Source organism: Microbacterium deminutum (assembly GCF_039530205.1).
GTDB lineage: Bacteria > Actinomycetota > Actinomycetes > Actinomycetales > Microbacteriaceae > Microbacterium > Microbacterium deminutum.
In genome coordinates, this window is record NZ_BAAAOG010000004.1 from 104578 (window position 1) to 117749 (window position 13172).

The following is a 13172-nucleotide window of genomic DNA, read 5'->3' on the forward strand; positions in this document are numbered from 1 at the left end:
ACATCGAGCACGATCTTGGGATCGGTGATCTCCTCAGCGGTACCTGCGGATGTGTGCACCAATGTGTGCACTAGGCGACGGAATCCGCGGAATCATGCGGGGTCTTCGTGGTTCTGCGCACGGACGGGGCGGCACGTGGCGCCACCCGAGGCCTTTCGGCGGCTGGAATCGGTCATGGCGTTCCATCCGAACGGGGTACCGGCCGAGCCCGCGACTTCGGGCGTGCCCAGCGTGCGGGGAGATTGTCGCCGTCCCACACCTGCACGACCCCCCAGGCTGCGGCGGTCAGGGGGACTGCGATCAGGGCTCCGACGATGCCGCCGACGGCGGTGCCGACGGCGATGGCGACGAGCACGACGAGTGCATGAAGGCTGACGGTCTTCCCCATCAGGATCGGCTTCAGAACGTTCCCCTCCAGCTGGTTGACGATGACCACCACCACCACGACCAGCGCCGCATTAAGCGGTCCGTTGCTGACCAGGGCCACCAATGCAGCGATCGCGCCGCCAGTCACGGCGCCGATGATGGGGACGAAGGCGAGCAGGAGCGTGAGCACGGCGAGCGGTGCTGCGAGAGGGACCTGCAGGATGAGCAGGCCGATGAAGATCCCCACAGCGTCGAAGAGTGCAGCGGCGGCGGTGCTGCGCATGTAGCCCCCGAAGACGTCGACGGTCTTGCGCCTGATGCGCTCTGCGCGGTCGTAGGCGATTCCTTCCAAGGGGCGGGCGAGGAACTCCCACATCTGCGGGCCGTCCTTGAGCAGGAAGAAGAGGATGATCGCCATCATCCCGACGCTCGCGCTGACTTCCGAGAGCGCGCTGATTCCGCCTATCGCGCCGGAACCGAACTCGGGGCTCGTCAGAAAGCCGCGGATGTGCTCCGTGATGTCATCCAGCTGCCGCTGGTCCGGTGAGAACGGAAGAGTCTGCAGCCACGCGCGGACGTGCTGGACGCCGTCCTGGGTCTTGATGGCGAGCTGTCCCCATTCCTGGGTGACCGATCCCGCGACGAAGAAGAGGGCGCCGGCGATCACCGCGAGCAGGGCGATGAGCGCGAGCGCGGCGCCAAGCCCCGGCGAGTAATGGTGTCGTCGGATCCACTCCATCCACGGCGCGAACGCCGCGGCGAAAATGGCCGCGAGCGCAAGCGGGATGGTCACGATCGAAAGGCGGCTGAGCAGCCAGACCAGCGCCACGGTGACCGTACCGACGAGGAGCACCTGTGCCCCACGGGTTCCCGCGCGCCCAAGTCCGTCGCTCCACAGCCGCGAAACGGAGGCCCGGTGTGCAATGGCCGGCACCGACCCGAACGGCTCCGGATCCGGATTCGGATTCTCCTGCCGTCGTCTTCGGGCCTCCTCCGTCGTGGGTGGGTTCAGATACCTTCGGGATTGCATGGTCATCCTGTTCGCTAGGTGGCTGTCAGGCAGCCCGCACTCTGCGCCTTCATGGTCGTGGTCCGCGCAAGCCCGCTGCTTGCCGATGCCAGGAGGAGTTCGGCGATGGGGGCACCCTGAGCGCCGATGCGCCTCGTGGTACCCCCACCGGCCGGTGACTACGAGACGCCGAGCTTCTCCTTGAGGGCAGCCTTGTGCTCCTCGGCGTTCTGGTGGCGCTCAGCCTTCCGCAGTTCGCGCGCCGCCCGGTCGGCTTCCTTCTGCGCCTCCCGGTAGGCGTCCTCTGCCGACTCGAGCTCGGCGAGCACCACCTCGGCGGGACGCCGATACACGGTCCCGCCCTGATCGGCCATCAGCTTGTCGACGACCTCGATGGCGTATTCGTTGAGCTCGGCGACGACGGCGGTGCCGCCCACCGGGATGTAGCGGCTGATCTCTGCGAGCACGCTGTCGGAGGCGTCGGCACGGCGGATGTCGAAGGCTCCGCCGACCAGCATGCCTCCGGTCCACCCGAACAGCAGCCCGATGGGGCCGCCGATGGCGCCGAGCATGAGGCCGATCAGGCCGCCTCCCAAAGTGGGGACCCCGCCCACGGCGTCGACTCCCTCGGGGGTGTCGAGTCGGCCCTGCTCGTCACGGGTGACGACGCTGGCGGCGAGCACCTCGACTCGGTCCTCGAGCCCCGCGCCCTTGAGCTCGCTGAGCGCCTGATACGCGTCGCTTCGGTCCGCAAAGGAGACGGCGATGACATTGTGTTCGGACATAGTGTGTGACCTCCAGATCACGATGGTGTTGATCGAGTTGCCGCGGCGTTCCGCGACACATCAACGCTCCCGTGGATCGGCATCCGGGTCATCGTGCGCTGTGTCGCCGGCTTCGGCGCGAGCATGTGCACTCTGCACTCCCAGGGCTAGGCTGACCGCGTGCCGACCGCAGACTCGATGGCGAAGGTCATCTCCGCGCTCGATTGGAGCGATGACCTCACCTCGAGCCCGCTCGCGATCAGCGACGCTGAGCAGCTGCGGGCCCGACTGGGGGACGGCGCAGCTCGGTGGGTGGCGGGGGCGGTGGAACAGTCCCTCGCCGTACTCCGGACTCAGATTCACGACTCGCTCGCGCCGTGGCCGATCATCCGGACGTTCGCCCAGCGGGTGCTCACAGCGGCGCTCCTCCGTCTCGCCGGCGAACACAGTCTGCCGGTCGACACGAAGGCGATCGATCGCGATCTCGCCGAAGACATCGTCGCGCGGGACGTTCCTCTTTCGGACATCACCCAGGCATTGCGGACCATGCAGGGTGAATGGCTGTCCCTCCTCATAGAGGCAGCCGTAGGCGTACGTCCCGACGGCGTCAGCGTCGTCCCCGCGTTGGCGAGCTCGGTGACGCGAACGATGGATGCGTGGATCGGCGCAGCGACAGAGGCGATCGTCGAGGAGCGTCGCCGTGTCTACCTCGCTGAGCAGGTACGCATTCGCACCGCCATCGAAACGCTGGTGACGGCAGAGCGGGTGGATCTTGAAGCGGCGACTCAGCTGCTGCGGGTACCGCTCACCGGGTGGCACGTGAGCTGCGCCATCGGAACACCGCCGGGCGGTGCGGTCGAACGGCGAGTCCTTGATGGCATCGTGCACTCGTTCACTCGGTTCATCGGCAGCGAACGAATGCTTCGATACGAGACGAGCACGGGGACCGTTCATCTCTGGGTGACCACTGACCGCCCGCCGCCGACACCCCGAACAGCGGATCTACGTGCGCCGGCCCCTTTGCTGTTGGGCCTCGGTGCGCCCCACCCCGGTATCGATGGATTCCGGAGAACCTTCCTGGAGGCTTCGGATGCGCTGCGGCTGGCCGCCAGGCTCGGCCAGAATGGCGCGATCTCCTACGGGGACGCTGCCCTCGCAATCGTGCTCAGCCAGGACGAGGAACGCGCCCGCTGGTTCGTCGAGCATGAGCTTCGAGCTCTCGCGTCGGACAGCCCCGAAATGGCGGACATGCGCAGCACGCTCCGGACCTTCTTCGACACCCGCATGCGCATCGCGCCGGCAGCGGAACGCCTCTTCGTGCACCGCAACACGCTCATCAACCGACTCGAACGCATTCAGAGCGCTCTCGGACACGGGATCGCCGAACGCTCAGCCGAAACCCAGGCGGCGCTCGTGCTCGCCGAACTGTTCACCCGCGTTCCGACGTTCCAGACCCAAGCGGCGCGGGTCGACTCGCAGCGTCGTCTGCTTCGCGAGGGGGCTGGTGATGGATCGGCTGGGTGAGCCGTTCCCGTACTTGACGAAGTATGCGGCGTCGATCTCGTCGTCGTGCGATGCGTCGAGGGTGAAGGAGACCTCACGGATGATGTTCCCCCAGTGGACGAAACCCTCGAGGTGTCGGGCGACACCCTTGTACCACTGTCCGTCCGGCCCGTTCACAGACCGGAGGTAGAGATCTCCGTCGACGACGACGTGCCAGACGATCGTGAGGGTCCGTGAGGACCCGTCGGCGCGACGGCCCGCCACCCTCACCTCGGACGCGCGATCGAGCTCGGCGAGTTCCTGGCCTGTCCAGGTCATGAATTCGGTCTCACCTTTCGTCTCGGACACCCCGGCCGAGGTATTCCTCATCAGTGATGTGCTCTTTCCAGATCGTGGTTGTCACGGGGTCGTCTCCGGCTTCGAGCATCGCGATGTGCTCCATGAAGCATCCTGGTGCAGCGGCATGCCAGTGGTCTTCGTCGGGTGGCGTATAGAGGGTCTGGCCCGCGGGGACGTCGATGATGGTGCCGTCACGATGCCCGAACCGGGCCACCCCTTGGGTGACGCGCAGGTACTGCCCACGAGCGTGGGAGTGCCAGGCGGTGCGGGCGCCCGGCGCGAACCGGACGGTCGCGACCGTCATCCGCTGGTCGGGCTCGTGCGGGGTCGCGATCGTGTCCAGCCAGACATCCCCGGCGAACCTGTCGGGCGGATTCTTCACAGTGGGTGGAGTCGGTTCGATGTTCATGCGCTCTCCTCCTTCGGTTCCTCGACGGCCGGGTGCGGGATGGCCACGGATGGGTCGCCCGCGTCGTCGGCTTTCGGGGCAGGCGCCTGTCCGGCCAGAGTGCCGTAGAAGAACGCGGCGGTGCCGCCGCCGTCCATGAGGATGTCGCTGCCGGTGATGAACGCCCCCCGTTCGGTCATCAGCAGTTCGGCGACGGTGCCGACCTCGTCGGGGGTACCTGCCCGAGCGGCGGGACTGAGCTCGATCATGCGGCGATATCCGGCGCCGTTCGCGCCGTTCAGCTCGTCGCGCGCCAGCGGGGTGATGATGATCCCGGGACTGATCGCGTTGATGCGCGCGCCCCGCTCACCCCACCGCACGGCCTCAGCTCGGACGCGGAGCACGTTCGCGCGCTTGGAGACCTGGTAGGCGTGCAGTCCGTCGCGGAGTCGTCCCGGTTGCAGCAGTTCGAGGGCGAGCAGCTCATCCACCGGAGTGGTCGCGAGCGCGGCGTCATCCTCCGCGGTGAGGGCGGGGAGGCGATGTCCGGATTGCGAGGCGATGACCAGCCCGGAACCGCCGGCTGCGATCACCGCGCCGAACTCCTCCAGGACGAGGGCCGTGCCGTACAGATCGACGTCGAGGATCTGAGCGATGGATGCCTGACTGGCGGACACCCCTGCAGCGTGGATCACTCCAGTGACGTCGCCGAGGGCCGTCGCAGCGGTCACGAGCGCGTGAACCGATTCGCGGGATGAGACATCCACCACGGCTGTACTGACCTCGAATCCCGCGTCCGCGAGCACCTTGGCCGCGGCATCCGCGTTCTCCTGCCTCACATCGGCCAGCAGGACGTGCTTGCCTGCGCTGATCCGCCGTGCGATCGCCTGGCCGATCGAACCTGCGCCGATCACGACGATGACGGCGCTCATCGCATGCCTCCGGGGGATCCGGTGGTGACGGGGGAGCTGACGGGCTCGGCCACGAGGCGAAGACCGTGGGCGGTGCGCGCGGCACGCTGCAGCGCGAGCACCCAGTCCCGGTTGATCGAGACACCCATCGCCGCGGGGTCATCGAAATCGAACTCCAGTGGGACGTTCAGAGAAAGCCACACCGTGGTGGCGCCGACCTCGTCCTGGAACGTGAACGGGAATCCGTCGTTCCGGCGCAACTCGTCCACGATGACGACCGCCAGATGCGCGAGGGTGCGATCGTCGAGTTCACAACAGTGCTCCGGAGAGCCGAATCTCAACTTTGCCACCGCTGCTCCAGCCTTGCGCATCCGCGAATTCGAGTGGAGTCCACCGGGGTCTGGGGCAACCTTGTTCGAATCTACGTCGGCACGTCCCGACGGACAAGCCCACTGTTCGGGTCCTCACGGTGCATGAGAGGTGCGGAACGAAAGCCACATGCGACGACACCTCACCGAGATGCCCTTGCGCCGCAACCTGCGGAGAGGTAAACCGTCACGGGGGACTCGCGGTCCCAGGCGTCGCTGAAAGGAAAAGAAGCATGTCCACGAGCGTCATTGAGTCGCTGCGAAGCAATCTGGCTGGTGCCCTCGTCGCCGAGGGCGACGCGGGTTATGACGAGGCACGTGTCGTATACAACGCGATGATCGATCGACGGCCCGCGGCGATCGTGCGATGTCAGGGCACCGAAGACGTCGCAGCCGTGGTACGTGCCGCCGCGGAGTCGGGAACCGGCCTCGCGATCCGGGGGGGAGGCCACAGCGTGCCCGGATTCGGCACGGCCGACGGCGCTCTCGTGGCCGATCTCGGGGCCCTCACCTCAGTGGATGTCGATCCCGGGTCCTCCACCGCAGAGGTCGGTGGAGGCGCGACCTGGGGCATGTTCAACGACGCCGCCGCAGCGTACGGTCTGGCGACGACGGGTGGGATCATCTCGACAACAGGCGTCGGCGGATTGACGCTCGCAGGTGGAATCGGCTATCTCGCTCGCGGCCACGGCCTCTCGTGCGACAACCTGCTCTCGGCCGAGGTGGTGCTCGCGGATGGGCGGGTGGTCACCGCCAGCGCGGAAGAAGAGCCCGACCTGTTCTGGGCCCTCCGCGGCGGGGGAGGCAACTTCGGCGTCGTGACCAAGTTCGTCTTCCAGCTGCACCCCGTCGCCGAGATCTACGGTGGCCCGACGTTCTTCGAGCTCTCCGACGCCCCGGCCATCCTGGAGTACTTCGACGCGTACGTCCGAACCGCTCCCCGGGAGTTCGGCGGGTTCCCCGCGTTCCAGATCGCGCCGCCACTGCCGTTCGTTCCCGAGGATCGAGCCGGCGAGCCGTTCATGGCCGTCATCTTCTGCTACAACGGACCCGCGTCGGAGGGCGAGAAGATAGTCCAGGGCTTCCGTGACGTCGCGAAGCCCGTGGCGGAGGCGGTGGGGCCTTTGCCGTATCCGGCGTTGAATGGCGCCTTCGACGCACTCGTACCTCCCGGTCTTCAGCACTATTGGAAGGCCGCCTTCTTCGATGAACTCACCCCGGAGTCGATCGCCGCCCACATGCAGCACGGACCGCTGGTTCCGACCGTGAACTCCACGGTTCACTTCTATCCGATAAACGGAGCGTGCCACGACGTGGCTTCGGATGCGACGGCGTTCGGTCACCGAGATGCCAATTTCGCGGTCGTGATCGCGGGAATGTGGCCGGATCCGACCGAGAACACGGCGAACACGGCATGGGTGAAGGATTACCATGCGGCGATCGAGCCGCTCTCGCAGGGCGGTGGCTACGTCAACTTCCTCTCCCAAGACGACCAGCCTCAGGCGTCGAGCAACTACGGCGCGAACTATGACCGCCTGCGCACGGTCAAACGTGCCTACGACCCTGCCAACGTGTTCCACATCAACCAGAACATCGCACCGTAGCCGATACGCCCGGTCGAGGCGGCTAGTGTGCGACACGCGGAGTCACTCGGTCGGGCTTCGACGGAAGACGGGGCGCTCCTCGAGTGGGCGTCGGCCGGTTCGGGAGAACCGGTGGTGCTGATCGCCGGCCAGGCGGTGACCCGTCGCTCGTGGGACGATCTGGTGCCGCGACTGGCCGCGCTCTTCAGGGTGATCACCTTCGATCAGCGCGGCATCGGCGAGAGCACTGAAGGGGATGAGCCGCCTCGTACGACACGGGAGTTCGCGGGTGATGTTCTTGCCGTCCTCGGGTCGGCGGGGGTCGCGAAGGCGCACGTGATCGGCCACTCGATGGGTGGTCGTGTCGCGCAGTGGCTCGCGATCGACGAGCCGGATGTGGTCGGATCACTCGTGCTGATAGCCGCGACCGGCGGGAACGAGCGCGGCGCTCCGCGCTCTCCGGAGGCGACACGGGACCTTGCGGATTGGGATGCGGCGCGACTTGCCCCTCGGTTCTTCACCGATGCCTATCTGGCGGCCCACCCGTCGGCCATGGATCTGTTCGTGAGAATGGAGGGCTCGCCGCGAGCCCGTCGCCGCGCCTTTGACGCCAGCGCCGCACATGACGCCTGGGATCAGCTGTCGAGCGTTCGCAGCCCCACGCTCGTCGTGCACGGAACCGATGACTCCATCACGCCCGTCGAGAATGGGCGGGCTCTCGCTCAGGCGATCCCCGGTGCGCAGTATCTCGAAATCCCCGGTGGAAGGCACGCGCTGCACCTCGATGATCCCCGCGCCATCGACGCGATTGTGGGCCACATGCTGCGTCACCCGCTTCCCCCCGCTGGATGACGCCGGCCCGACCACCGCGCCGGCCTGGGGGATCCGGCGGCGGTGGTGGGCCTTGGCGCCTCGGCCGGTCAGGATGCCGGCACGAGGACGCGATCGATGGTGTGGATGACGCCGTTGGAGGCTTGGATGTTGATCTTCCACAGCACGAGGTGCGGGTCGGCGAGGGTTGGCGTCTCATCCCGGAGGGTGATGCCGCGCGGGCGGACGATTCCGCCGTTCGCCATCGTGAGCGACTTCGACAGCAGCACCGCGATCGGCCCGAGTTTCTTGCCCGCGACGACGTGGTAGAGCAGGATGTTCGACAGCTGGTCGGTGGTGAACGTGCTCGTGATCGTCGCGAGAGCGGCGGACTCGGAAGCCGGCACGCTGCCGGTGAGGTCCGTCACCAACCGGAGGAACGCACGATCGTTCGGTGCGAAGACAGTGTATTTCGTGCTGGTGTCGGAGAGCGCGCCGTCGAGGCCGGTCGCCAGCAGCGCCTGCACGAGGATGTCGTAGTCCCCTGGGTTGCTGTCGGGGGTTCCGCCGCCGGATGCGGCGACGGCGACGTCGACGATGGTGCCTGTCGGCGCCCTGCCGCCGGTGGCATTCGCCGGGGTGGCGGCGAATATGAGGGCTGCCGCTGCGGTGGCGGCGATGGCGAGGCGGAATCTGTTCTTCATCGTTCAGCTCCTTCGTTGGGTGACGGCGTCCGAACATGACGGCCGGGCGTTAGAGTGTTGTTCCGCGCGACGGACCGTTTCGGATGCAGGTGCCGAGAAGTTTCTGCGAGATCGCGGGCGGGTGCATCCGGATGCGGGGCGTTGGGGGAACACACTGGGGACGGCGGACGCGGCAGGCGCGGAGCGCCGGAGGCACAAGAAGCTAGGACCCGATGGACGACTCTCCCGAGCGTGAGCTCGACGAACGGTTCCGGACCGGGGACGAGCGTGCGCTCGAAGAGGTGTACCGGCGGTGGTCTCCGGTGGTGTTCACGCTGGCGCTCCGGTCGCTCGGAGATCGCAGCGATGCGGAGGACGTCACCCAGCGGGTCTTCGTCTCCGCCTGGACGTCACGGGCTTCGTATGATCCGGCGAAGGCGAAGCTCTCGACGTGGCTCATCGCGATCACCCGCCACCGCATCGCCGACATGCACGAGTCGCGGGCGAAGGTGCGGGCGCTGCGGGAGCAGTTGGAGCGGACCACCCGGCCCGACGACCTCGTCCGCGAGTCGCCGGATCTCGCGGAGAGCATCCTCGTCGCTGACGAGATCGAGCGACTGGAGCCGGACGCCCGCCACGTCGTGCGGCTCGCCTTCTTCGACGACCTCACACACGAACAGATAGCCCGCAGACTGGACATGCCGCTGGGGACGGTCAAGAGCCATATTCGACGCAGTCTCGTCCGCATGCGCGACAGATTGGAGGTGACTCGTGTCGCACCTTGACCCCGATCAGCTGGCCCTCCTCGCGATCGGTGAGCCGGTCGCATCACCCGACGAGCTGGAACACCTCGCATCCTGTGTCGCCTGCGCGAACGAACTCGCTGAGATGAGGCGCACCGTCCGGATCGCGCGGTCCACGCTCGGCGATGAGGCCCTCGAGTCGCCGCCCGACCACGTGTGGACGGCAGTTGCAGCCGAGCTCGGTCTGACCGCGACTCCGGATGCCGCCTCCGGCGCCGATCGTCCGCGAAAGCGGTCCGTCCGGCGCGGCCGCCGCGCAGTCTGGGCTCTCGTCGCCTCCCTCGTCATACTCGCCGGCGCCGGACTCGGTGCCTGGGCGATCGCTGCGCGGCTCGGGCCGACATCCATTGCCGAGGCATCCCTCGACCACTTCCCGTCACACCCCCACGCGGTGGGCACCGCGGACGTCGAGGAGGCCCGCGACGGCTCGCGCACCCTCGTCGTGACACTCGACGGCGCCCACGTGGCCCACACCTACCAAGAGGTGTGGCTGATCCGCAACGACGCGGGTGCCCTGATCAGCCTGGGCGTCCTGGCCGGTGATCGCGGCTCCTTCCCGATCCCTGCGGGAGTGAACCTCCAGGAGTACAGGCTCGTCGACATCTCCGCCGAGCCCGTCGACGGCAACCCCGCCCACTCCGGCGACTCGATCGTACGCGGCGCCCTGCGATTCGCCTGACGCCCTCTGCTCATTGCCCGGTGGGGGTGAAGCTGGGGCACCGGCACTTCGCCCACTTTCGCTCGACGAAGACATCCGTTCGGCATTCGCCGAAGTGCTCGGAGTCTTCGTGGCTGCAGCGTGCGCAGGTGTCAGCCGGGTTGAGAGCGCCGGCTGCTCGTACATTCTGAGTCATGTGAGCTCCACTCATTCGGCGCGCACAACGGTGGTTTCCACCGGGGCAACGAGGTGATGATGATGCGTCGGGTGCAACTCTGGTCCCTCAAGTCTGAGGCGGGTTCCGGTCTCAGGACAGCGTTGTGTGTAAACAGCTCGTGTCGATTCCCGCGCGGCGCCATTTCGGGAATCGGACATCGCGGCGCCGGTTCGGTGGGCGATAATGCGTCGAGGCCGGTGGTCGGTCGGGGGAGAGGTGCCAGATGGAAGAGGTTCGCGTCGAGGGGCTCCGTGATTACATCGAGCACCTCCGCCAGCAGGGATACTCCGTGCGCGATGGGCACACTCCCGACCCCGACCTGATCGACCCGCAGGGCAATCCGGTGTTCACGTGGCAGGAGGGGTACCCGTACCCGGAGCGCATGGATCGCGACGAGTACGAGTTCGAGAAGTACCGGCTGCAGATCGAGCTGCTGAAGTTCCAGTACTGGCTGGAGGACAACGGCAAGCGTGCGATCATCCTGTTCGAGGGGAGGGATGCCGCAGGCAAGGGCGGCACGATCAAACGGTTCGCGGAGCATCTGAACCCGCGGACGTCGCGCACCGTCGCCCTCACGAAGCCCACCGAGCGCGAGCAGGGCCAGTGGTACTTCCAGCGGTACGTGGAGCACCTTCCCACCGCGGGCGAGATCGTCATGTTCGACCGGTCCTGGTACAACCGCGCCGGCGTCGAGCGGGTGATGGGCTACTGCACCGACCGGGAATACGACGACTTCATGGTCCAGGCGCCGCAGTTCGAGAAGATGCTCGTCGATTCCGGCATCCACGTGACCAAGTTCTGGTTCTCCGTGTCGCGAACCGAGCAGCGGACGCGGTTCGCGATCCGCCAGCTAGACCCGGTCAGGCGGTGGAAGCTCTCACCGAACGATCTCGCCTCGCTGGATCGATGGGAGGACTACACGACGGCCAAAGAGGAGATGTTCCGCCGCACCGACAAGAAGCATGCGATGTGGACGATCGTCCGCTCGAACGACAAGAAGCGCGCCCGGATCAACGCGATGCGGTTCTTCCTCAGGCAGTTCGAGTACGCCGATCGCAACGATCAGGTCGTCGACGCGGTCGACCCCCTGCTGGTGATGCGCGGCAAGCAGGAGACCGCCGACGAGTGACGCGCCGGCTGCGAGCGTCGGCGCGCCATCTAGCGGGATGTAACGTGCTTGAGAGCCCAGTCGAGGGCGAAATCGGCGATGGCCTCCCACTCCGGAACCGCAGGCAGAAGATGTGGTCCGTCGTACTCCACGATCTCGGTCACGGTGTCCGACTTGTAGTGCTTGACGTTCGAGTGGCCGACCTTCGGCGGGAAGAGCGGGTCCTGTTTCCCGGAGATGAACAGGAGCGGCGCGCGGGCGTCGTTGTCGTAGTCGACGTAGGTGTCGTCCTTCCCGGGGTGGATGTTCGCGAGTGCGCTGCCCCAGAAGATGCTGCCGGAAGCAGGGATGTGGTACCGCTCGTAGAGGGCGAGCGACTCCTCCTCGCTGAACGTGTTCGCGAACACGTAATACCACTGCTCCGGGGTCAAGCCGACCGCTCGATGCCGGTTCGCCGGGTTCTTCAGGACGGGGAACGAGGACTTGATCTGCGAGAGCGGGATCACTTTCACGCCCTCGGTCGGCGCCGAGTTGATCGCCACCCCCGCTGCGCCGTACCCGTGGTCCAGCACGATCTGAGTGAACGCTCCACCCGCCGAATGACCCATGATGATCGGCGGGCGCTCGAGGTTCCCGATCAGTCCTTCGAGCATCGAGATGATCTCGGGGACCTGCAGCTTCTCGATCGGGGTCGGATCTGCGCGGAGCGCCTCGACCTCGACCTCCAGACCCGGGTACGCGGGCGTCAACACGGTGAAGCCCTTGGCCTCATAGTGGCTCTTCCAGTGCTCCCAACTCCGAGGCGTGACCCAGAAACCGTGGATCAATACGATCGTGTTCGGAGCCGCGGGGGCCGCCGGTATGGACATGATCCCCCTCCTCTCTCCGCGCTCTGGTCTACACCTCCCGCATACGGTGTGAAAGCCCTGGTCACGGCATCCGACTCAGACGGCGACAGCCGAGGCGACCTTCGCCGCTGCGGTGCGGATCAGATCCGCCACGACCTTCGGCTGCGAGACGTAGATGGAGTGGCTGCCGGGCGTGTCTGCGACGGTCGCTCCGGTGCGTTCTGCCATCGACGCCTGCGCGGCGGGCGGGATCATGCGGTCGTCTGTGACGTGCAGATACCAGCTCGGCTTCACCCGCCAGGCCGCCGCAGTGATCGTTCCGCCGAGGGCGTCCAGCCCCCACGGGACCTGCGAGTCGGCCATGAACGCCGCCTCTTCGGCCGAGAGGTCGCCGGCGAACGAGTCGTGGAACTTCGCCCGGTCGAGGAACAGATAGCCGTTGACGGGCGGCAGGATCGGCGGCTGGGGTCCGTCGGAGGGGAACGTGGCGAGCAGCGCGTTCACCGACTCGCCCTGGTCGGGCGCGAAGGCTGTGATGTAGACGAGTGCCGCGACCGAGTCGTGCGTGCCTGCCTCGGTGATCACCGCGCCGCCGTACGAGTGGCCGACGAGCACGACCGGGCCGTCGATCGCGTCGAGCACGTCGCGGGTTGTGGCGGCGTCGTCGGCGAGGGATTTGGTGGCGTTCTGCACGACGCGGACGTCGAAGCCGTCGCCGCGCAGTTCGTCGTAGACGCCGCGCCATCCGGATCCGTCGACGAATCCTCCGTGGACGAGGACGATGGTGGCACTCATTGCATGTTCCTTTCTCGTG

General features: G+C 66.9%; 14 protein-coding genes and 1 pseudogene. 6 read left to right on the top strand and 9 right to left on the bottom strand.

Features of this window, described 5'->3' with window-relative positions; all coding sequences use genetic code 11:
• Positions 1-172: 172 nt before the first annotated feature.
• Positions 173-1219: an AI-2E family transporter gene (locus tag ABD212_RS12100; RefSeq protein ID WP_344094946.1), complete on the bottom strand. Its 1047-nt coding sequence runs from the start codon at positions 1217-1219 to the stop codon at positions 173-175.
• Positions 1220-1554: 335 nt separating this feature from the next.
• Entirely contained in the window at positions 1555-2160 is a 606-nt protein-coding gene (locus ABD212_RS12105) for a hypothetical protein (RefSeq protein WP_344094948.1), read from the bottom strand.
• 627 nt (positions 2161-2787) lie between these two features.
• Between ABD212_RS12105 and ABD212_RS12110 the strand changes: the two are divergent.
• A pseudogene (locus ABD212_RS12110) lies at positions 2788-3519 on the top strand (PucR family transcriptional regulator); the annotation flags it as partial.
• A gap of 9 nt (positions 3520-3528) precedes the next feature.
• On the opposite strand, the gene ABD212_RS12115 reads toward ABD212_RS12110, so the two are convergent.
• Genes ABD212_RS12115 through ABD212_RS12130 form a run of 4 tightly spaced genes read right to left on the bottom strand, consistent with a single transcriptional unit; the run spans position 3529 to position 5630 of the window.
• A complete protein-coding gene (locus tag ABD212_RS12115; protein WP_344094950.1) occupies positions 3529-3960 on the bottom strand; it encodes a DUF2255 family protein in 432 nt (143 codons plus the stop codon).
• Positions 3961-3970: 10 nt separating this feature from the next.
• A complete protein-coding gene (locus ABD212_RS12120; RefSeq protein WP_344094953.1) occupies positions 3971-4390 on the bottom strand; it encodes a (R)-mandelonitrile lyase in 420 nt (139 codons plus the stop codon).
• A complete protein-coding gene (locus ABD212_RS12125) occupies positions 4387-5301 on the bottom strand; it encodes an SDR family oxidoreductase (protein ID WP_344094955.1) in 915 nt (304 codons plus the stop codon). Before ABD212_RS12125 ends, ABD212_RS12120 begins: the two co-directional genes overlap by 4 nt.
• Positions 5298-5630: a DUF7882 family protein gene (locus ABD212_RS12130; protein WP_344094957.1), complete on the bottom strand. Its 333-nt coding sequence runs from the start codon at positions 5628-5630 to the stop codon at positions 5298-5300. The genes ABD212_RS12125 and ABD212_RS12130 overlap by 4 nt, the downstream gene beginning before the upstream one ends.
• Positions 5631-5881: 251 nt before the next feature.
• Here ABD212_RS12130 and ABD212_RS12135 point away from each other — a divergent pair, with 251 nt between their 5' ends.
• Both ABD212_RS12135 and ABD212_RS12140 read left to right on the top strand, forming a co-directional pair.
• Entirely contained in the window at positions 5882-7252 is a 1371-nt protein-coding gene (locus ABD212_RS12135) for an FAD-binding oxidoreductase (protein WP_344094959.1), read from the top strand.
• Between the two features lie 27 nt (positions 7253-7279).
• Positions 7280-8083: an alpha/beta fold hydrolase gene (locus ABD212_RS12140; protein WP_344094960.1), complete on the top strand. Its 804-nt coding sequence runs from the start codon at positions 7280-7282 to the stop codon at positions 8081-8083.
• Positions 8084-8151: 68 nt separating this feature from the next.
• Here ABD212_RS12140 and ABD212_RS12145 read toward each other — a convergent pair whose 3' ends face one another.
• A complete protein-coding gene (locus ABD212_RS12145; RefSeq protein WP_344094962.1) occupies positions 8152-8745 on the bottom strand; it encodes a fasciclin domain-containing protein in 594 nt (197 codons plus the stop codon).
• A gap of 212 nt (positions 8746-8957) precedes the next feature.
• Here ABD212_RS12145 and ABD212_RS12150 point away from each other — a divergent pair, with 212 nt between their 5' ends.
• From ABD212_RS12150 to ppk2, 3 genes are all read left to right on the top strand, one after another.
• Positions 8958-9509, top strand: coding sequence for an RNA polymerase sigma factor (locus tag ABD212_RS12150; protein WP_344094964.1), 552 nt, complete (start codon positions 8958-8960; stop codon positions 9507-9509).
• Entirely contained in the window at positions 9496-10206 is a 711-nt protein-coding gene (locus tag ABD212_RS12155; RefSeq protein ID WP_344094966.1) for an anti-sigma factor, read from the top strand. Before ABD212_RS12150 ends, ABD212_RS12155 begins: the two co-directional genes overlap by 14 nt.
• 419 nt (positions 10207-10625) lie before the next feature.
• Positions 10626-11531: a polyphosphate kinase 2 gene (gene ppk2, locus ABD212_RS12160; protein ID WP_344094968.1), complete on the top strand. Its 906-nt coding sequence runs from the start codon at positions 10626-10628 to the stop codon at positions 11529-11531.
• A gap of 29 nt (positions 11532-11560) precedes the next feature.
• Here the strand turns inward: ppk2 and ABD212_RS12165 are convergent, their stop codons facing one another.
• Together ABD212_RS12165 and ABD212_RS12170 are read right to left on the bottom strand one after the other, a co-directional pair.
• On the bottom strand, positions 11561-12379 hold the full coding sequence (locus ABD212_RS12165) for an alpha/beta hydrolase (protein ID WP_344094970.1): 819 nt from the start codon (positions 12377-12379) through the stop codon (positions 11561-11563).
• A 75-nt stretch (positions 12380-12454) separates the two neighbouring features.
• Entirely contained in the window at positions 12455-13153 is a 699-nt protein-coding gene (locus ABD212_RS12170; RefSeq protein WP_344094972.1) for an alpha/beta fold hydrolase, read from the bottom strand.
• Positions 13154-13172 lie beyond the last annotated feature (19 nt).

Coding starts and splice junctions, on each gene's coding strand:
- ABD212_RS12105 (WP_344094948.1), bottom strand. CDS start 2,160: ATGTCCGAACACAATGTCATCGCCGTCTCCTTTGCGGACCGAAGCGAC.
- ABD212_RS12115 (WP_344094950.1), bottom strand. CDS start 3,960: ATGACCTGGACAGGCCAGGAACTCGCCGAGCTCGATCGCGCGTCCGAG.
- ABD212_RS12120 (WP_344094953.1), bottom strand. CDS start 4,390: ATGAACATCGAACCGACTCCACCCACTGTGAAGAATCCGCCCGACAGG.
- ABD212_RS12125 (WP_344094955.1), bottom strand. CDS start 5,301: ATGAGCGCCGTCATCGTCGTGATCGGCGCAGGTTCGATCGGCCAGGCG.
- ABD212_RS12135 (WP_344094959.1), top strand. CDS start 5,882: ATGTCCACGAGCGTCATTGAGTCGCTGCGAAGCAATCTGGCTGGTGCC.
- ABD212_RS12145 (WP_344094962.1), bottom strand. CDS start 8,745: ATGAAGAACAGATTCCGCCTCGCCATCGCCGCCACCGCAGCGGCAGCC.
- ABD212_RS12150 (WP_344094964.1), top strand. CDS start 8,958: ATGGACGACTCTCCCGAGCGTGAGCTCGACGAACGGTTCCGGACCGGG.
- ppk2 (WP_344094968.1), top strand. CDS start 10,626: ATGGAAGAGGTTCGCGTCGAGGGGCTCCGTGATTACATCGAGCACCTC.
- ABD212_RS12165 (WP_344094970.1), bottom strand. CDS start 12,379: ATGTCCATACCGGCGGCCCCCGCGGCTCCGAACACGATCGTATTGATC.
- ABD212_RS12170 (WP_344094972.1), bottom strand. CDS start 13,153: ATGAGTGCCACCATCGTCCTCGTCCACGGAGGATTCGTCGACGGATCC.